The 18,152-nt window shown below is 36.9% G+C and carries 18 protein-coding genes; 5 read left to right on the top strand and 13 right to left on the bottom strand.

Annotated elements, in window-relative coordinates; translation table 11 throughout:
• Positions 1-182: 182 nt before the first annotated feature.
• From ACFIO3_RS00105 to rpe, 10 genes are all read right to left on the bottom strand, one after another.
• Positions 183-1,439, bottom strand: coding sequence for a multidrug effflux MFS transporter (locus ACFIO3_RS00105; protein ID WP_375609375.1), 1,257 nt, complete (start codon positions 1,437-1,439; stop codon positions 183-185).
• Positions 1,440-1,510: 71 nt separating this feature from the next.
• A complete protein-coding gene (grxD, locus tag ACFIO3_RS00100) occupies positions 1,511-1,843 on the bottom strand; it encodes a Grx4 family monothiol glutaredoxin (protein WP_375606638.1) in 333 nt (110 codons plus the stop codon).
• A gap of 98 nt (positions 1,844-1,941) precedes the next feature.
• Positions 1,942-2,175: a BolA/IbaG family iron-sulfur metabolism protein gene (locus ACFIO3_RS00095; RefSeq protein ID WP_375606724.1), complete on the bottom strand. Its 234-nt coding sequence runs from the start codon at positions 2,173-2,175 to the stop codon at positions 1,942-1,944.
• A gap of 59 nt (positions 2,176-2,234) precedes the next feature.
• Positions 2,235-4,445 carry a phosphoribosylformylglycinamidine synthase subunit PurL gene (gene purL / locus ACFIO3_RS00090; RefSeq protein WP_375609376.1) on the bottom strand — a complete coding sequence of 737 codons (2,211 nt, stop codon included), beginning with the start codon at positions 4,443-4,445 and terminating at the stop codon, positions 2,235-2,237.
• Between the two features lie 281 nt (positions 4,446-4,726).
• The gene (purQ, locus tag ACFIO3_RS00085) at positions 4,727-5,398 is read right to left on the bottom strand and encodes a phosphoribosylformylglycinamidine synthase subunit PurQ (protein WP_375608313.1); all 672 of its coding nucleotides are present in this window, start codon (positions 5,396-5,398) and stop codon (positions 4,727-4,729) included.
• Between the two features lie 11 nt (positions 5,399-5,409).
• Entirely contained in the window at positions 5,410-5,649 is a 240-nt protein-coding gene (purS, locus tag ACFIO3_RS00080; RefSeq protein ID WP_375606635.1) for a phosphoribosylformylglycinamidine synthase subunit PurS, read from the bottom strand.
• Positions 5,650-5,728: 79 nt separating this feature from the next.
• Positions 5,729-6,493 (bottom strand): phosphoribosylaminoimidazolesuccinocarboxamide synthase, encoded by a 765-nt coding sequence (gene purC / locus ACFIO3_RS00075; protein ID WP_375606723.1) that lies wholly within the window; start codon positions 6,491-6,493, stop codon positions 5,729-5,731.
• A gap of 173 nt (positions 6,494-6,666) precedes the next feature.
• Entirely contained in the window at positions 6,667-7,215 is a 549-nt protein-coding gene (locus ACFIO3_RS00070) for an RBBP9/YdeN family alpha/beta hydrolase (protein WP_375606634.1), read from the bottom strand.
• 68 nt (positions 7,216-7,283) lie between these two features.
• Positions 7,284-8,591, bottom strand: a complete 1,308-nt coding sequence (gene purB / locus ACFIO3_RS00065) for an adenylosuccinate lyase (protein WP_375606722.1) — start codon at positions 8,589-8,591, stop codon at positions 7,284-7,286.
• Positions 8,591-9,277 carry a ribulose-phosphate 3-epimerase gene (rpe, locus tag ACFIO3_RS00060; protein WP_375614533.1) on the bottom strand — a complete coding sequence of 229 codons (687 nt, stop codon included), beginning with the start codon at positions 9,275-9,277 and terminating at the stop codon, positions 8,591-8,593. The genes purB and rpe overlap by 1 nt, the downstream gene beginning before the upstream one ends.
• Positions 9,278-9,423: 146 nt before the next feature.
• Here rpe and ACFIO3_RS00055 point away from each other — a divergent pair, with 146 nt between their 5' ends.
• Both ACFIO3_RS00055 and dksA read left to right on the top strand, forming a co-directional pair.
• Positions 9,424-9,963: a flavin reductase gene (locus ACFIO3_RS00055; RefSeq protein WP_375606632.1), complete on the top strand. Its 540-nt coding sequence runs from the start codon at positions 9,424-9,426 to the stop codon at positions 9,961-9,963.
• A 308-nt stretch (positions 9,964-10,271) separates the two neighbouring features.
• Entirely contained in the window at positions 10,272-10,688 is a 417-nt protein-coding gene (gene dksA / locus ACFIO3_RS00050; protein ID WP_375606631.1) for an RNA polymerase-binding protein DksA, read from the top strand.
• 57 nt (positions 10,689-10,745) lie between these two features.
• Here the strand turns inward: dksA and ACFIO3_RS00045 are convergent, their stop codons facing one another.
• Entirely contained in the window at positions 10,746-11,222 is a 477-nt protein-coding gene (locus ACFIO3_RS00045) for a hypothetical protein (RefSeq protein ID WP_375614532.1), read from the bottom strand.
• Positions 11,223-11,440: 218 nt separating this feature from the next.
• Between ACFIO3_RS00045 and ACFIO3_RS00040 the strand changes: the two genes are divergently transcribed.
• Positions 11,441-13,975 carry a response regulator gene (locus tag ACFIO3_RS00040; RefSeq protein ID WP_375703993.1) on the top strand — a complete coding sequence of 845 codons (2,535 nt, stop codon included), beginning with the start codon at positions 11,441-11,443 and terminating at the stop codon, positions 13,973-13,975.
• A gap of 284 nt (positions 13,976-14,259) precedes the next feature.
• On the opposite strand, the gene purN is transcribed toward ACFIO3_RS00040, so the two are convergent.
• Together purN and purM are read right to left on the bottom strand one after the other, a co-directional pair.
• Entirely contained in the window at positions 14,260-14,871 is a 612-nt protein-coding gene (purN, locus tag ACFIO3_RS00035; protein WP_375614530.1) for a phosphoribosylglycinamide formyltransferase, read from the bottom strand.
• On the bottom strand, positions 14,868-15,959 hold the full coding sequence (gene purM, locus ACFIO3_RS00030; protein ID WP_375614529.1) for a phosphoribosylformylglycinamidine cyclo-ligase: 1,092 nt from the start codon (positions 15,957-15,959) through the stop codon (positions 14,868-14,870). Before purM ends, purN begins: the two co-directional genes overlap by 4 nt.
• 158 nt (positions 15,960-16,117) lie before the next feature.
• Between purM and ACFIO3_RS00025 the strand changes: the two genes are divergently transcribed.
• Both ACFIO3_RS00025 and hdaA read left to right on the top strand, forming a co-directional pair.
• A complete protein-coding gene (locus ACFIO3_RS00025; RefSeq protein ID WP_375606626.1) occupies positions 16,118-17,329 on the top strand; it encodes an AI-2E family transporter in 1,212 nt (403 codons plus the stop codon).
• Positions 17,326-18,015: a DnaA regulatory inactivator HdaA gene (gene hdaA, locus ACFIO3_RS00020; RefSeq protein WP_375606625.1), complete on the top strand. Its 690-nt coding sequence runs from the start codon at positions 17,326-17,328 to the stop codon at positions 18,013-18,015. Before ACFIO3_RS00025 ends, hdaA begins: the two co-directional genes overlap by 4 nt.
• The last annotated feature ends 137 nt before the right edge of the window (positions 18,016-18,152 follow it).

The raw sequence follows: 18,152 nt of genomic DNA, 5'->3' as shown, positions 1-18,152 counted from the left end.
TTTTATACAGTTCACTGTTTTTTTAACCTTATATCATTCATGAATGTTGTCGTGAAATGATTTGAGAAGTTTATTTTTAAAACAAATATGTGAATGTTCAGCACAAGAGTGTCCTATTTTATATTATAGGCATTTCCTTATTGTTCAAGAGAGATATTATTAATTGTCTCATAAAGCAGTCTTTATTCGTTAGGGTTATTATGATATTGCCTAAAAAGATGACCACGTTCAGCCCATAAAACAAGAAGTATGGCAGTGAGGCTCAGAAAGAAAAATCCTGCTGAGTTTGGGATGGTTGTTTCATCAAATTGTTGGGCAATAAAAAAGCTAAGTCCTGCACCGATAGATGTTTGAAGAAAGCCGGATACAGAAGATGCTGTTCCAGCAATTTCGCCTACAGATTCGAGAGCAAGTGTATTGAAATTGGCCATAATGCCACCACAGGTAAACATTAATATACAATATAACGTCATATAAAAAGGAAAAGGGATAACACCACCTGCTAAGATGGAGCCAATAAACCAAATGCATGAAGTGGCACAAAAGAGCAAAAGCATAGTATGAGCAATACGTCTCATTCCAAGACGTCCGACAAGTCGAGAATTCATGAATGATGAGAAAGCCTGAAATGCAGCACCGATGGCAAATGCGATAGGAAACCAAAAGCCTAAGTTATAAATTCCTTCATAGGTTTGTTGTGATGTATTAACAGCAATAAAAATGCACCCTAAAATGATAGAAGTTGCAAGTGTATAGCAAAGTGTTGTACGATTTGTCACAACAATCCATAAATTGTGTTTGACTGAAGAAAAGGAAAGAGGGCGTTGTTCATGAAGTGTTTCAGGCAAGCGGAATTGAATCCAAATCATCAGCCCGAAACCAATCATTGCCATGAAAATAAAAATATATTGCCAATGTCCGAGTAGTAAAATGACCTGTCCTGTTGCGGGACCAACCATTGGTGCAACAAGAAAAACCATCATAACAATAGACATAACTTCTGCCATTTTTCGACCACTGTAAAGATCACGTACGACGGAAACTGTAAGAACCCGCATAGCAGCTCCTCCAATACCTTGCAAGATACGCAAAATAAGTAAGAGAGAAAAATCAGTTACAAAGGCACAGCCAATCGCCGTAAATGAATAAAAAGCAAGACCAATAAGGATAAGTTTACGTCGTCCATACCGATCGCTTATGGGACCGAAAAATATTTGAGCAATACCATAGCTAATAAGATAACTCGAAATGATATAATGTTGATCATTTTCATTAAGAACATTTAAGCCGTCTAAAATGTTGGGCATAGCTGGCAGCATAATATCAACAGCTATAGCGTTAATAGCCATGAGAGAAGCAATAAGAACAACAAATTCTTTATAGCCAATTTTTTTTCTAATCGCATCACTATGTGTTTGTTCATTGAGTGAATATGACATATGGCATCCTTGAAATAAAAATTTCGTCTGAAAACAGCTCTTTTTAAGAGTCTGAATAAAATGAAAGATACCTATGATTGATTGCAGGGAATATTTTTTTCTTTCAAAAGTTCCTGTAACTCATTGTTTTGAAACATCTCTTTAACAATATCACAGCCTCCGATAAATTCACCTTTGATATAAAGCTGTGGAATTGTTGGCCAATTCGAGTAATCTTTAATCCCTTGACGCAATTCGTTAGAAGTTAAGATATTAATCCCTTTATAATTCAATCCTAAATAATCAAGGATTTGAACAACTTGTCCTGAAAACCCGCATTGCGGAGCGTCAGGTGTTCCTTTCATGAATAAAATGACGTCGTTTGTTTTAATCTCGTTGTCAATAAAATCATGAACAGTGGTCATTTTTATCCCTCGATATTTCAGATTTTTATCAGTGTGTAATTTATATTCATACTGTTTTTAATCGTATTAAATGTGTGAATGCAAGAAGAAATTTTAGATTATTTTGGAATATTTGTTTGCAACATTAAGGCATGAAGGTCATTTCCCATATTGCCTTTAAGGGCATCATAAACCATTTTATGTTGTTGAACACGGGTTTTACCACGAAAACTTTCAGAAATAACTTCTGCAGCATAATGTTCTCCATCTCCAGCAAGATCACGAACTATTACAATAGCATCAGGAATACTTTCACGAATAAGCGTTTCAATTGCATGGGCACTCATCGCCATCATTATTCTCCTATGTTATTCATTTTTTTATAAAGGCTGTTTAAGAGAAAAAACAATTTTTACTCTTCATCCATAAATTGTGGAAACCAGTTTTCATAGGCTTTTGTGAGTTTGTCTATAGAAAGTTTTAGTATTCCATCTATATCAAGTGCATCACCTGCAACGTTACCTAGCTCTATTAAAGAAACTGCACTTATTTGTGCGAGCTCTTTAAGGCTATTGAGTGCTTCAGGTTTGACTGCTAAAAGATAACGTCCTTGGTCTTCTCCAAAAAGTTCTGCATGTTCTGGTGATTGGTTGCTTAATTTTGTTTTGATCCCTTTACCTGCTTTAATGACCATTTCTGCAAGCGCAATCGCTAATCCTCCATCAGAAAGATCATGGGCGGCGTGAACAAAACCACGATGTATGACATCTCGAACAAATTGACCATGCTTTTTTTCAAGTTGTAAATCTACGTGAGGGGGGGCACCTGCATCAATATTTAAAATGTTTCGCGCATAGATTGATTGTCCTAAATGAGAACCGCAATCTCCCACTAAAACAATATAATCTCCATTTTGCATCCCCTTTATTGTTACCATTTTAGACCAATCACCAAGAAGTCCTACACCAGCAATTGTAGGGGTTGGAAGAATAGCTTCTCCATTTGTTTCGTTGTAAAGAGAAACATTGCCTGAAACGATAGGGAAATCGAGGATTCTACAAGCTTCCCCTATCCCTTTAATAGCCAAGACCAGTTGTCCCATAATTTCAGGTTTTTCAGGGTTACCAAAATTGAGATTATCTGTAGCAGCCAACGGCGTTGCACCTGTCGTACTAATATTTCGCCAACATTCTGCGACAGCTTGTTTTCCTCCCTCATAAGGGTCTGCTTCACAATAGCGAGGTGTTACATCAGAAGAAAAAGCAAGAGCACGTTTGCTATTGTTGCCTACACGGATAACGCCTGCATCGCCTCCTGGGCGGATAAGGCTATTTCCTTGGATAAGGGTATCATATTGTTCATAAATCCATCGTCGTGAACTTTGATCAGCAGAATTCAATAAGCTCAAAAGCGCATCACCAAGATTGTTAACTTTTTTGACGTCTTCTGTTTTCAGGAGTGTTTTTTTTGCAGGTTCACTCCAAGGACGGTCATAAACAGGTGCTTCATCACCAAGTTCTTTGATGGGAAGATTAACAACTTCTTTCCCTTGATGAAATACACGGAAACGTAGATCATTGGTTGTTTTTCCAATAATGGAAAAATGGAGCCCCCATTTATGAAAAATTGCTGCTGCTTGCTTTTCTAACTCTGGTTTAAGAACCATGAGCATACGCTCTTGGCTTTCAGAAAGCATCATTTCATAGGCTGTCATGTTTTCTTCACGAACGGGAACTGCATCAAGATTAAGCTGTATTCCTAGATTGCCTTTTGCACCCATTTCAACGGCAGAAGAGGTGAGACCTGCAGCTCCCATATCTTGAATAGCAACCACAGCTCCAAGTTCCATGAGCTCTAAACATGCTTCAAGAAGACACTTTTCTGTAAAAGGATCACCGACTTGAACGGTTGGACGTTTTTCACTGATTGAATCATCGAATTCAGCAGAAGCCATTGTTGCTCCACCGACACCATCTCGCCCTGTTTTTGCCCCAAGATAAACAACAGGGAGTCCGATGCCTTGCGCTTTAGAATAAAAAAGGGCGTCTGTCTTTGCAATACCGGCTACAAAAGCGTTAACAAGGATATTGCCATTATAACGCTCATCAAAATTTACTTCTCCACCAACCGTTGGAACGCCAAAAGCATTGCTGTAACCACCAATACCAGAAACAACACCGGAAACAAGATGGCGTGTTCGTGGATGATCAGGAGCGCCAAATCGCAATGCATTCATAGCGGCGACAGGACGGGCTCCCATTGTGAAGACATCACGTAAAATACCACCAACACCTGTTGCTGCACCTTGATAAGGTTCAATATAAGAAGGATGGTTATGGCTTTCCATTTTAAAAACCACACATTCCCCTTCACCAATATCAACAACGCCAGCATTTTCACCAGGCCCTTGAATGACACACTTTCCTTCTGTTGGAAGAGTTTTTAGCCATTTTTTAGAGGATTTATAAGAACAATGTTCGTTCCACATTGCAGAAAAAATTCCTAGTTCAGTAAATGTTGGCTCTCTACCGATTAACGTCAGGATACGTTGATATTCATCTTCTTTTAGCCCGTGTTGTGCAATGAGCTCTGGTGTAATAGTGATGTTATCGCAAGGCTTCATGAGTATTTATCCGTTAAATTAACTGAAATTTAGCATTTTAGTTTCTATCTAGCAGCTATTATAAGCAATAATGTTGTTTAATAATAAAAATATTCATAGACCGTAAGCTGAAGATTTTATTCGTTTGTTTGATGGGATTTAAGACCAAAAACGATCTTAAATAATTATGTATTTAGAAAATAATATCCATTGTTGTTTGTGAATAATTCCGTTCATGGATTTACGACGCAAGATATAGACCTTTGTTTTTTATAATTATGGAGCACAAGAATTTTGCGGCATCATCCATTTGCTAACTCTAAAGCACTTTGAAAAAGTAAACGACCGTCAACACCTCCATGAGCGGGTTCAATAAAGTTTTCAGGATGAGGCATCATACCAAGAATATTACCAGCTTTATTAACAATACCAGCAATATCTTTCATTGAGCCATTAGGATTTGTATTTTCTGCATAACGAAAAACAATTTGTTGATTATCTTCCATTTTTTTTAATGTTTCACTATCAACAAAATAATTCCCATCGTGATGGGCAACGGGACAACGAATAATTTGTCCTTTAGAATAATATCGAGAAAATTTTGTCTTGGCGTTGACGACTTCAAGTTTGATTTCACGACAAACAAATTTTAAAGAAGCGTTACGCATTAAAGTACCGGGTAATAATCCAGCTTCCAACAAAATTTGAAATCCATTACAGATCCCTATTATTGTAGTCCCTTCTTGTGCTTTTTCACGAATGGCCTTTAAGATAGGGGTTCGCGCTCCAATAGCGCCACACCTTAAGTAGTCGCCATAAGAAAAACCACCAGGAATAATAATAACATCTACATCTGGAATTGTTGTTTCTGTTTGCCAAATTTTTAGTGGTTCAACTCCCGTTATATGATGTAATGCTGCAATCATATCTCGATCACGATTTAATCCAGGAAGTTGAATGATAGCAGTTTTCATGAGCGTTCCACTTAAAGAAGTTCGATTGTATAATTTTCGATGACAGTATTTACGAGTAACTCTTCACACATCTGGTTAAGTTTTTTCTTTGCGCTTTCAGAAGGTAGATCATCAAGAACAATATCAAAAACCTTTCCTTGACGAATGGAATGAATGCCCTCGAAAGCTAAACTTTTTAAAGCACCAACAATTGCTTCTCCTTGTGGATCAAGAACGCTTTCTCTTAAAGTAACTGTAATGCGTGCTTTCATTTTTTGCTTCCTGTTGTTAAAAGAACCTCTCCTTTGAAGAGGGGGTATTTATATAAGGTGATAATATTTTACCTTGTTTTTATTTTACGAGAACGGGACCACTTGGTCGTGTAGGTTCATTTTCATTCATAATACCAAGACGTTTGGCAACTTCTTGATAGGCATTAATAAGCCCACCCATATCACGACGAAAACGGTCTTTATCCATTTTTTCTTGTGTGTGCATATCCCATAGTCGTGCAGAATCAGGAGAGATTTCATCAGCAAGAACAATGCGCATTGTTTCATCTTCCCACAGGCGACCAAATTCCATTTTAAAATCAATTAATTGGATGTTAACACCGGCAAAAAGCCCAGAAAGAAAATCATTAATACGAATTGAAAGTTGCATGATATCTTCTATCTCTTGTGGGACAGCCCACCCAAAAGTTGTGATATGTTCTTCCGTTACCATAGGATCATCGAGAGAATCATTTTTATAGTAGAATTCAATGATGGATTGCGGAAGCGGGGTTCCTTCTTCCAGTCCTAAACGCTTAGCAAGAGAGCCGGCAGCAACATTGCGAACAACAACTTCCAACGGAATGATTTCCACCGCTTTAATAAGCTGTTCGCGCATGTTTATACGTTTGATAAAATGTGTTGGGATGCCCAAACGTCCAAGATGGCTAAAAATATGTTCCGAAATTCGGTTGTTTAAAACCCCCTTTCCATCGATAATTTCATGTTTTTTTGCATTAAAGGCAGTTGCATCATCTTTAAAAAACTGAATATAAGTCCCTGGTTCAGGTCCTTCATATAAAATTTTAGCCTTGCCTTCATAAATACGGTGGCGACGATTCATCATGATTCTCTATTTATCTTGAGAGGTTTTTAATAACATTGATAAATGATACTATCCTAATTGATAGAATTTCTCAATGATATTGCTATGATACTTTTATAATTTTTGTCATTACACGTTTATCCAAAGGTGAAGATACATAAGCGGTGAGAAAGAAGATCATCTCTTTTGGATCAAATTTTTGCAAGAAAGTGAGAGAGGACCATAAGCCCTTCAGGCCAAGGTCCGTGTCCGGATTCTGCGTTAATATGGCCAGAATACCCAGCATCAACAAAGAGTGATCCCCAATCATTGGCAATTTTTTCTGCTACTGAAAATTGACAAAACTCATCGTTGCGACTGGCTATGACAATAGAAGGAAAAGAAAGCTTTTGGCGATGATAGGGGCCAAATGTCATTAAATGTTTGGGACGTATTTTTTCATTGGCGACATCTGGAGGTGCAACAAAGAAAGCGCCACAAATTTTTTCTGTATTTTGTACAGTTGCATGAATAACACTGGGAACTCCTAATGAATGAGCAATAAGCATAACAGGCCTTTGAGCTTTTGCGATGGCGGTTTTAACTTTGTTAACCCACTCTTCACAAACAGGCTTTGACCAATGGAGTTGTTCAATGCGGCGGGCTGTCGACAATTTTTTTTCCCAGCGTGTTTGCCAATGATCTGGACCAGATCCTTTGTAGCCAGGAACAATAAGAATATCGAGTTGATTTGCTTTCATAAATTGTTTTCTTTGTTACAACAGATTTTTGATCATAGGTGGAATGGATTTTGGTTTTCTATGTCGCTTTATTGTTCTTCAAAAACACGTTTAAAAATCGTATTGATATGTTTGGTGTGGTAAGAAAGATCAAATTTTTCGCGAAGTTCTTCTTCACTTAAAGCTTTGGTAACATCTTTGTCGTTGAGGAGTTCTTCTAAAAAATCTTTTCCTTGTTCCCAAACTTTCATCGCATTTCGTTGTACAATCCGATAAGAATCTTCACGACTAATCCCTGCTTGTGTGAGTGCTAAAAGAACCCGTTGTGAGTGAACAAGACCGCGGAATTTATTGAGATTTTTTTGCATATTTTCTGGATAGACAATGAGATTTTCAATGACAGATGTGAGGCGAGAAAGAGCAAAATCAAGTGTAATCGTCGCATCTGGAGCAATATAACGCTCAACAGATGAATGGGAAATATCACGTTCATGCCAAAGAGCTACATTTTCCATGGCGGGGAGTGCAAATGCACGTACCATACGGGCTAGTCCAGTTAAATTTTCTGTTAAAACTGGATTACGTTTATGAGGCATTGCCGATGAACCTTTTTGCCCAGGTGAGAAATGTTCCTCTGCTTCAAGAACTTCTGTTCGTTGTAAATGGCGTATTTCTATTGCTAGCCTTTCAATAGAGGAAGCAATAACACCAAGTGTTGCAAAAAACATAGCATGACGATCTCTTGGTATTACTTGGGTGGAAACCGGTTCAGCACGCATCCTCAAGGCTTTTGCTACATGTTCTTCAACGCGTGGATCGATATTAGCAAAAGTTCCTACAGCTCCTGAAATCGCGCAAGTAGAAATTTCTTCTCGTGCGGCAAGAAGACGTTTGCGACAACGGGAAAATTCAGCGTATGCAAGAGCAAACTTGATTCCAAAAGTTGTCGGTTCAGCATGAATGCCATGACTCCGCCCAATGGTGATTGTTTCTTTATGCTCAAAAGCACGTCTTTTTAATGCTTCAAGAAGTTGATCTATATCCTCTAGCAAAATATCACTCGCACGCATCAATTGAATGTTCAGCGTTGTATCGAGAACATCAGATGATGTCATACCTTGGTGGATAAAACGTGCTTCTGGTCCAATGAATTCAGCGAGGTGGGTTAGAAATGCGATAACATCATGTTTGGTAATTGCTTCAATTTCATCAATGCGATTGACATCAAATTTAGCTGCTGCCCCTTTTTCCCAAATGACTTTGGCGGCTTCTTTCGGAATAATCCCTAAGTGAGCAAGGGCATCACAGGCATGGGCTTCTATTTCAAACCAAATACGATATTTTGTTTCGGGAGACCAAATTGTTACCATTGCAGGGCGAGAATAACGTGCGATCATCATTTTTTTCCTTGTTGTGAGAGGATTGCGGCTTGGCGCAATGCACTAATACGTGTTTTGTAAAGCTCTTTATTTCCATCTTTATAAATTGCAGAGCCTGCGACAAATACATTTGCACCAGCTTTTGCAGCTATCCCAATTGTATCAACGGTGATACCACCATCAACTTCAAGGTCAATAGGGCGGTTTGCAATCATGCTTTTAACGCGCTTAATTTTATCTTTTATTTCTGGAATAAAACTTTGTCCACCAAAACCGGGATTGACCGTCATGATGAGAATGAGATCTAATTGATCAAGCAAATATTCAAGCATATGTTCAGGGGTGCTTGGATTGAGTGCGATTCCTGCTTTTTTCCCCATTTTTTTGATTGTTTGGAGTGAACGATGAAGATGTGGACCTGCTTCAGCATGAATAGTTATAATATCTGAACCTGCTTTTGCAAAAGCTTCTAAATAAGGGTCTACTGGTGCGATCATCAGGTGGACATCAAATATTGCTTTTGTTAATGGGCGCAGAGCTTTGACGATTTCAGGACCAAAGGTGATGTTAGGAACAAAGTGCCCATCCATAATATCAAGATGAAGCCAATCTGCACCAGCATCAATAACATCTAACATTTCTTGTCCAAGTTTAGAAAAATCAGAAGCCAAGAGAGAAGGCGAAATGAGATGAGCATGGGGCATTAAAATCTCCTTAGATTGGCAGTTTTTATCATATCGCTGTGTATACACAAATATTTTTTGTGTTATGACGGAAAAGAAAAAATATGTATTATAGGTCTTTTTATGGAAAGATCGCTTGAAATTTTAAAGCTTTATAAGTGAAAGATATGTCGAATCATAAAACATATTTGATGCCTGAACTTCAACATAAACATACTATTGCGGTTTCTTCCCAAGAATATCGAGACGCCATGAGTCTTTTTGCAGGAGCTGTGCATATTGTGACAACAAATGGTATTAAGGGAAGACGCGGGGTGACTGTTTCGGCGTGTTGTTCTTTATCTGATAATCCTCCAACCCTTCTTGTTTGTCTTATGCGTCATAATTTAAAGAATCAGGTATTTATGGAGAATGGAAATTTTTGTGTTAATAGCTTGGCAGGAAAACATCGCTCATTAGCGGATGTTTTTTCGAGGCGTTGCAATTCTACACAAAATGAGCGTTTTGATGTTGCTCAATGGGGAGCTTTGCAAACGGGGGCGCCTAGTCTTTCAGACGCTCTAGCGTCGTTTGATTGTCGTTTGATTTGTTGGCACGAACACGCAACTCATTGTGTTTTGATTGGTGAGGTTGTTGCAATTAACTGTAATAAAGAAAAAGATGCTTTGATGTATTTGAAACGTGAATATCACACTTTGCCTTTATAAAGATTTTATTTTTTGCATTGATGAAATGATTTATTGTTGCTTCATTTAGATTTTAAACAATGTAGAGAGTAGGGGAGGGATGGCTCTGATATCTGATTTCCTTCTTTTTAAGGTTTTTCAATAAGCGAGAAAAATGATTCTGGATGAGATTTAATCAAGAGTTCAATCTACATAAATAAAGTGATCAAACCTAAACAGTACATTTAAATATATTCGTCGATTGTTATGAAAAAACATTTTACTCTTGTGTTGATGGGTATTGCACAATATATAGACCGCACATAGCATATGTGGAGGTTTTTTATTGCATGAGCGAAGAGATTTATGGTCAATATCGCCCTAGTGAAGATGAGCCTTTTATGAATGAGCGGCAAAAGGCGTATTTTCGTGCTAAATTGGTTTCTTGGAAGAATGATATATTAAAAGAAGCTCGTGAGACTTTGGAAAATTTGCAGGAAGAGAATGTTGGTCAACCCGATTTGACTGATCGGGCTTCTTGTGAAACTGATCGTACAATCGAATTACGTGCTCGTGATCGTCAGAGGAAACTTATTTCAAAAATAGATGCTGCTTTAGAGCGCATTGATAATGGGACATACGGTTTTTGTGAAGAAACCGGCGAACCCATTAGTATAAAGCGTCTTGAGGCTCGGCCGATAGCCGTTTTGTCATTGGAAGCGCAAGAACGTCACGAACGACGTGAAAGAGTTTATCGCGATGATTAAGGTAAGGTTATTAAGATGATAAACAAACGAAATTCGTGGTGATAAAATTGTATATTTTTATTTTTGAGGGGTAGGAATGAATAAAGATGGTTCTTGCCGCCCCTCAATTTCGGCGGTGATGGTTGAATCTTTTACCGCTTGATTCGTAAAAGGAGAGGGACTTTTATCCGATATATCGTTTCTTTCTGTAGAGGTGGAATTTAGATGTGTGTGTGTTTCTCTCTTTTGTATTTTGGATGTACCGGTAATATCGGATTCTATAACCATATCTGTTAATCCACCAATAAGGAGCAAATGTTCTTTATTATCGCAACGGATTAAAACAAGGCGGCGTGCTCGATCTATAGAAATTACTTCACATAATGCTAATCGCGATAGGCTTTTTTTTCTATTAATGTTGAATCTTCTTGTATTTAAACGGCGTAAAAATACGATAATTATGGTAATAGCTGCGATTGTTATTAAAAAAATCAAAAAGCTTATCGTTATGTTTGCCGCAGATACACCTATTTGCTCTGATAACCAGATATACATAGATTTTCTCCCATTTTGTATGGAAATATTATTTTTTATTGAGATAAATTTATAAACATACCCTCAAAAGGTTCACTTATAACGTAAGAAATAAACTTTTGAATATTAAGCGATCTTATCTTAGATAATATCATAGTATATACTTTATAACAACATAACAACGAATATAAAGGAAGTTTTGTGACATAAGAAATAGCTATAAGCTAAGGCAAAGAGAGATGGATAAAGATTTTGAGAATAATGAAAGATCAGCGTCTTCGTTTCATCGGAGAGTTGTTATTTTTGGTGTTGTTTTTGTATTAGGTTTTCTTTTCATTGTGGGTATTTTAGGTTTTTTTTATACACAAAACTATTTGCAACAGGCGATATCAATATCTTTTTTGATTCTAGCAATGATCGGTGTTGCAACACTCGTTTTGTGTGGAATGGGAATTTTAAGATATCATGTGTGGTCGCATGAAGATTTTGATTTTAGCATCTTTAATAGGAGCGATGATGCAATTGTAATCTCTGATCTTTCTGGTTTTGTTTATTATTCTAATCAAAACTATCGAAAAATTCTGACCTATAGGCCTGAAGTGTCTTGTTATAGGGTTATTGCGGATCTTCCAGGAGCTGGTGCCCTCTCGTACCGCTTAAAGGTTGCAGCCTGTAATAATCTTGCAGCGCAAGAGGAATTAAGAGTAGAACAGCCAATTTTTACCGATTCTACACCAAAAAAGTCTGTTTGGTATAATATTTCCGTTCAACCTATCACAAAACAGAAAAAAAAGCTTTTATTTTGGCGTATTACTGATATTTCGCACTTACAACAAACGCGAGAAGTTTTTTTCTCGAACCTTCAAGAGGCTATCAATCACTTGGATCAAGCTTCTATTGGTTTTGTATCCGTTAATAGACAAGGAACTATTCTTTATGCCAATGCGACTTTTGCAGAATGGTTTTCAATTGATTTAGCTAATTTCTCAATTGGTCAATATAATTTTGATTCGTTATTTGATAGCGTTGGCGCTAAGAGCTCATGGAGTGATATCTGTTTACAAACCAACAGATATCAAAGTTCAGGTTACTCTTTACCTTATAGGCTTTCGTTATGTTTAAATTCACACACGACTTGTGAGAAAATATTCCATTGTCTTATATCTGTTTCTTCTCTCTTAGAAGAGGAGGCTATTTATCGTATTGTGATCATTCCACAACAAATACAAAAAGAAGAGGACGATCAATTAAAATTACCCCGTATATTAGGAGAATATTTTGATGCGAGTCCTTTTGCAATAGCCGTGGTGGATCATGCAGGGCAATTAGTTCATATGAATAAAGCTTTTTCATCACTCACGGGATGTATGGACAAAGCTGTCAATTTTTATGATGTTATTTCTCGTCGTGATTGTGTGCAGTTAGAGCGTTCTTTTCAGAGAATTGCAACAAATAAAAATTATTTTGTTTCTCTAGAAACTGTTTTAGAAAAAAATGAAGAATGCCATTTACGGCTCCATATTATGTCTGTACCGCCCTATCATGGTGATGTATTGCAAGATTTGCTTATTATCTCTGTGATTGAAATAACCGAACAAAAAACTCTTGAAGATAAAATGATGCAAAGTCAGAAGATGCAAGCTGTAGGACAATTGGCTGGCGGCATTGCTCATGATTTTAATAATGTTTTAACAGCAATTTTAATGTCGTGTGATCTTCTTTTAAATACGCATCGTAGTTCTGATCCTGCTCATGCTGATCTGATCAATATTAAAAATAATGCTAATCGTGCAGCTGCTCTTGTACAGCAATTATTAGCTTTTTCTAGAAAGCAAACACTTCGACCTGAAGAAGTTGATTTTACAGAGTTTTTATCAGACATTCGCAATCTTATTTTACCACTTTTGGGTAATAATATTCAGTTAAAAATTATTCATGGAAGAGATTTGTGGAGCGTTGAAGTTGATCAAGCATCTTTTCAGCGTGTTATTATGAATTTGGTTATTAATGCGCGTGATGCCATGTTAGATGGAGGTATTGTTACGATTGCGACAAATAATATTACAAAGCAACAAAGTGCTGAATTTAATCATCTTGGATTAGCAATTGGCGAGTATGTGCAATTGACTATTTCAGATACAGGAGCTGGTATATCTGCTGCTATACAAGAAAAAATGTTTGAGCCATTTTTTACAACAAAAGAAGTTGGAAAAGGAACAGGACTTGGTTTATCAATGGTTTATGGAATTATCAAGCAGAGCGGTGGGTATATTTATTGTGAAAGTAAAGAAGGTGAAGGAGCAACATTTCATATTTTTCTTCCCCGTTATGTCCCCAATATAAAAGGAGAAATTTCTCAAAAGGTTGAAAAAGATGAAGAGAAAGATAAAAATATAGACTTAACAGGATCTGCGACTGTTTTATTGGTTGAAGATGAAGATGCGGTCAGAATGGGGGGGGTAAGAGCTCTTCAAATGAGAGGATATACGGTTTTAGAGGCTGCAAGTGGGGTGGAAGCACTCTCTATTCTTGAGGAACAAAAAGGAGATGTTGATATTATTGTTTCCGATGTGGTGATGCCAGAAATGGATGGGCCCACTTTATTGAAGGAAGTCCGTAAAAACTATCCTGGTATCAAATTTCTTTTCGTTTCTGGATATGCAAAAGATGCTTTTGCTAAAAATCTTCCACAAGATGCTGTTTTTGGTTTTTTATCTAAACCTTTTACACTCAAACAGTTAGCTGTAACAGTTAAAGAAACACTTTCGTCATGAGCAAAAATTTATGCAATAGAAAAAGTGCGTATTTTAAGATTTTTTAGGCTAAATACGAGAGCATTTTGATAAATAGAGCTTATGATAATGTCATAGAACTAAATAAAGAAGAAGAATTTTGAAAATGAAATAAAATTCAAAAAAATCACATGTTTTGTGCAAAAATTTATTGAAGAGATGGGCTCTATTATGTCAACATTTCATAGAGATTTTCAATTGTAGATACTGAGCAGAAACTATGTATAAAGCATTGAAATATGCTGATTAATAGATTGTTGATACACTCAAAAAGATAAAAGCTGTTGTTGCGTATCTATCATTTTGCTCTTTCCTTCAATAAATGCTTTTAAGGCTTCGGGGTAGAGTTTATGCTCTACTTTAAGAACTCTTTCTGCTAAGCGCTCAGCAGTATCATGGGGATAGACTGGAACGGCTGCTTGGGCAAGGATTTTTCCTGCATCCACGTCTTCTGTAACAAGATGAACAGTGCAACCCGTAATTTTTACACCTGCTTGTAAAGCTTTTTCATGTGTGTTTAAGCCTTTAAATGAAGGCAAAAGAGAAGGATGAATGTTTAAAATTCGTCCTTCATAAAGTTTTACAAAACGTGGTGAGATAAGGCGCATATACCCTGCAAAGCAGAGAAAATCTGGTTTATATTGATCTAAAATCGTAAAAATATTTTCTTCATGCTCTTCTTTTGTTTTGTAAATTTTACGATCAACAATATGAATGGGTAAGTTATGATTTTGTGCCTTTTCAATACCATTTGCACGCGGATTATCGCAAATAACAGCGACAATTTCAGCAGGATATTCCGTTTGTTGGCTTGCTTGAGCAAGGGCGATCATATTCGAACCATTACCAGAAATAAAAACGACAATTTTTTTTTTCATAAATTCAATACCCCTTTATAAAGTATTCCTTTATTTTGATCTTGGCGTTTTATTAAAATGCCAAGTGGAGTTACAGTTTCTCCTTTTCTTTCAAGAGCTTGTGTAATTGCTTCAGCTGCATGCTGTGCTACGATAATGATCATGCCAATACCACAATTGAATGTTCTTAACATTTCTGTTTCTTCTATTTTACCTTGTTTGGCAATCCATGAAAATACTGCTGGAACATTGATGGTAGAAAGATTAATTTCAGCGCAGAGAGAAGATGGAAGGACACGTGGAATATTTTCAGGAAAGCCTCCACCCGTAATATGAGCAAGAGCTTTAATCCCTTCATATTTTCGCATGATGGGAAGAAGCGATTTTACATAAATGCGTGTTGGTGTAAGAAGTGCTATACCAAGGCTGTTTTCAGGGGAAAAAGGGGCAGGGTTATTCCATTTGAGATAATTTTGCTGGATGATTCGTCGAACAAGCGAAAAGCCATTGGAATGAATTCCAGAGGAGCTTAGACCTAATATAACATCACCTTCTATCAAATCTTTTGAAGGGAGTAGCTTGCTGCGTTCGCATGCTCCTACAGCAAAACCGGCTAGATCATAATCTCCCTCTGCATACATTCCTGGCATTTCAGCAGTTTCTCCTCCAATAAGAGCAGCACCGGCTTGTTTACATCCTTCTGCAATACCAGAAACAATCGCAGCCCCTTGTTCAGGGTCGAGCTTTCCAGTTGCAAAATAATCCAGAAAAAAAAGCGGTTCAGCTCCTTGTACAAGTAAATCATTGACACACATAGCAACGAGATCAATACCTACAGTATTATGGTGACCTACTTCGATAGCAATTTTTAATTTTGTTCCCACTCCATCATTGGCTGCTACGAGGATAGGATCTGTAAAGCCAGCGGCTTTTAAATCAAAAAGGCCACCAAACCCACCAATTTCTGCATCTGCTCCGGCTCGTTTTGTAGCGCGTATAAAGGGTTTGATTTTTTCTACCATGGCATTACCCATATCGATGTTTACACCGGCTTTTGCGTAGGTAAGGCCGACTTTGGATTTATTCTTTATAAGATCTTGATTGCTCATTGGAGCCTTCCTTTAATGGAAAATCAGGTTTTGATATTATGCAATGCCATGATAGAGTTCTCTCTGCAAGAGATATTGATAAGAAAATAAGCAACTTTTCTTGTAGCTTATTTTGAAGTTGTTTATAATTCTTTGTGAAGTTTTTTTTAGGATATTTTATGAGCAAGATATCAGATAATCACGGACAGTCTTCTTGGAAACTTATGAGAAAGAAAGTGAGTGAGAATACATCTCGTGATCGTTATAAGACTTATGTGCCAGCGTATACTCAATTACCGTTGCCGAATAATATGAAAAGACAAATCTTTTTTTGGCTGGGTACGCTGATTTTTTTCATTCTTTTTATGTTTGTTTTTGGATCGATTTTGCTTCCTTTTGTGGCAGGGATTGTGTTGGCTTATTTTCTCAATCCCATTGTTCAATTACTTGAAAAATTTGGTATTCGTCGTGTGTTTGGGACTGTCCTTATTACCTTATTTATTGTTATTATCTTTGTTGCTGCTTTAGTTATTTTGATTCCTGTTATTAGTTGGCAAATACAGCAGTTTATGAGTGATGGTTTACCTGTTTATATTAATCGTATTCAAACCTTTTTTGTTGAGCATGATTTTGATTGGTTAAGGCGCTATTTTGGAAGTGATCCAAATGAATTACGGAATAATATTAAAGGATTTTTGGGCGAAGGTTCGGATTTTATTACGTCTCTTTTGAATTCACTTTTAAAGTCAGGAAAATCTATCGTTAATATCGTTAGCCTATTTGTTGTGGCACCTGTGGTGGCATTTTATATGTTATTAGATTGGCCACGTATGGTAACAGCAATCGATTCGTTAATACCGCGTGATCATCTTGAAACCGTCCGTAGTATTTTTCATGAAATGGATAGAGCTATTGCAGGCTTTGTTCGTGGACAAGGAACAGTTTGTCTCATATTGGGAGGCTATTATGCTATTGGTTTAACGATTGCAGGACTCAATTTTAGTCTTTTGATTGGTATGTTTATTGGTCTTATTAGCTTTGTTCCTTATATCGGCACAATGAGTGGTTTGCTCCTTTCTGTTGGTATTGCATGGGTCCAGTTTTATCCCAATAATTGGGGGGGAATCATTGTTGTGATGGCACTTTTTTTAATTGGTCAATTTATTGAAGGTTATATTCTTCAACCCAAGCTTGTAGGTTCATCAGTGGGATTACATCCCGTATGGTTGATGTTTTCACTTTTTGCTTTTTCTTCACTCTTTGGTTTTACTGGTATGCTTGTTGCTGTTCCTGCGGCAGCGGCTGTTGGCGTTTTAGTTCGTTTTGCTCTTCATACTTATCTGAGTTCTCAGATGTATTCGCGAAGCGGAAATTCGGAGCCGCTAAAATGAATGGGTGTGAAACGCAATTATCTTTAAATTTTCCTTATGATCCGATTTTTCAATTTGAGGATTTAGTGGTAACGGAAAGTAATCGTATGGCTTTTCAGCTTATTGATCACTGGCCCAATTGGAGCTTACCTATTGCAGTTTTAGTTGGTAAAGAAGGATCTGGAAAAACGCACTTTTCTAATATATGGCTCCAAAAAGCAGATGCTTTCAGGATTCAGTACAATGAACTTGATCAGGCTGTTACTATGGCTTCTTTAGGCAGATCATTTTTAATAGAGGATATTGATACAGGTGAAATCAATGAGACAGAACTTTTTCATTTAATTAACAGTATTAAGCAAACAAATCTTGATGCACGACAAGCTACTTTATTGATGACGGCACGAACACTTCCTTCCGCTTGGAATTTAACGTTAAATGATCTAAAAAGTCGTCTTAATTCGGTGATGTTCGTTGAAATTAATCAGCCTGATGATGCATTGTTAACAGCTGTTGCTTTTAAGCTTTTTTCCGATAGGCAACTTATTGTACATCCAGATACGGTTTATTACCTTGTAAGTCGTTGTGAACGTTCTTTATTTTCATTGAAGCGTGTTATTGATTCTGTTGATCAGTTGGCATTACAAAGAAAAAGAAAAATAACACGTTCTGTTATTGCTGAAGTTTTGAATAGAAGAAATCCGTAAATACTCTTTATCGCGGCTTACTTTATTCTGTCCTTTTATTATCGTTTCAATATGTGAAAAGACAAGTCATTTAAATTTTTTCTTTTTTGGATATCTATATAAGAGAGAAAAATAGTGTTTTTTACTTTTGTCATGTG

The organism is Bartonella sp. AD328YNZD (assembly GCF_042196425.1).
Note: the sequence above shows the minus strand (reverse complement) of the source record. Positions and strands in the feature narration are given on the sequence as shown.

Excerpts from the sequence above, each read along its gene's own strand:
- ACFIO3_RS00055 (WP_375606632.1), top strand. The coding sequence starts at position 9,424 with ATGTCGAATCATAAAACATATTTGATGCCTGAACTTCAACATAAACAT.
- rpe (WP_375614533.1), bottom strand. The coding sequence starts at position 9,277 with ATGCCCCATGCTCATCTCATTTCGCCTTCTCTCTTGGCTTCTGATTTT.
- dksA (WP_375606631.1), top strand. The coding sequence starts at position 10,272 with ATGAGCGAAGAGATTTATGGTCAATATCGCCCTAGTGAAGATGAGCCT.
- purL (WP_375609376.1), bottom strand. The coding sequence starts at position 4,445 with ATGAAGCCTTGCGATAACATCACTATTACACCAGAGCTCATTGCACAA.
- grxD (WP_375606638.1), bottom strand. The coding sequence starts at position 1,843 with ATGACCACTGTTCATGATTTTATTGACAACGAGATTAAAACAAACGAC.
- hdaA (WP_375606625.1), top strand. The coding sequence starts at position 17,326 with ATGAATGGGTGTGAAACGCAATTATCTTTAAATTTTCCTTATGATCCG.
- ACFIO3_RS00070 (WP_375606634.1), bottom strand. The coding sequence starts at position 7,215 with ATGAAAGCAAATCAACTCGATATTCTTATTGTTCCTGGCTACAAAGGA.
- ACFIO3_RS00040 (WP_375703993.1), top strand. The coding sequence starts at position 11,441 with ATGGATAAAGATTTTGAGAATAATGAAAGATCAGCGTCTTCGTTTCAT.
- purQ (WP_375608313.1), bottom strand. The coding sequence starts at position 5,398 with ATGAAAACTGCTATCATTCAACTTCCTGGATTAAATCGTGATCGAGAT.
- purC (WP_375606723.1), bottom strand. The coding sequence starts at position 6,493 with ATGAATCGTCGCCACCGTATTTATGAAGGCAAGGCTAAAATTTTATAT.
- purN (WP_375614530.1), bottom strand. The coding sequence starts at position 14,871 with ATGAAAAAAAAAATTGTCGTTTTTATTTCTGGTAATGGTTCGAATATG.
- ACFIO3_RS00095 (WP_375606724.1), bottom strand. The coding sequence starts at position 2,175 with ATGGCGATGAGTGCCCATGCAATTGAAACGCTTATTCGTGAAAGTATT.
- ACFIO3_RS00105 (WP_375609375.1), bottom strand. The coding sequence starts at position 1,439 with ATGTCATATTCACTCAATGAACAAACACATAGTGATGCGATTAGAAAA.
- purB (WP_375606722.1), bottom strand. The coding sequence starts at position 8,591 with ATGATCGCACGTTATTCTCGCCCTGCAATGGTAACAATTTGGTCTCCC.
- ACFIO3_RS00025 (WP_375606626.1), top strand. The coding sequence starts at position 16,118 with ATGAGCAAGATATCAGATAATCACGGACAGTCTTCTTGGAAACTTATG.
- purS (WP_375606635.1), bottom strand. The coding sequence starts at position 5,649 with ATGAAAGCACGCATTACAGTTACTTTAAGAGAAAGCGTTCTTGATCCA.
- purM (WP_375614529.1), bottom strand. The coding sequence starts at position 15,959 with ATGAGCAATCAAGATCTTATAAAGAATAAATCCAAAGTCGGCCTTACC.
- ACFIO3_RS00045 (WP_375614532.1), bottom strand. The coding sequence starts at position 11,222 with ATGTATATCTGGTTATCAGAGCAAATAGGTGTATCTGCGGCAAACATA.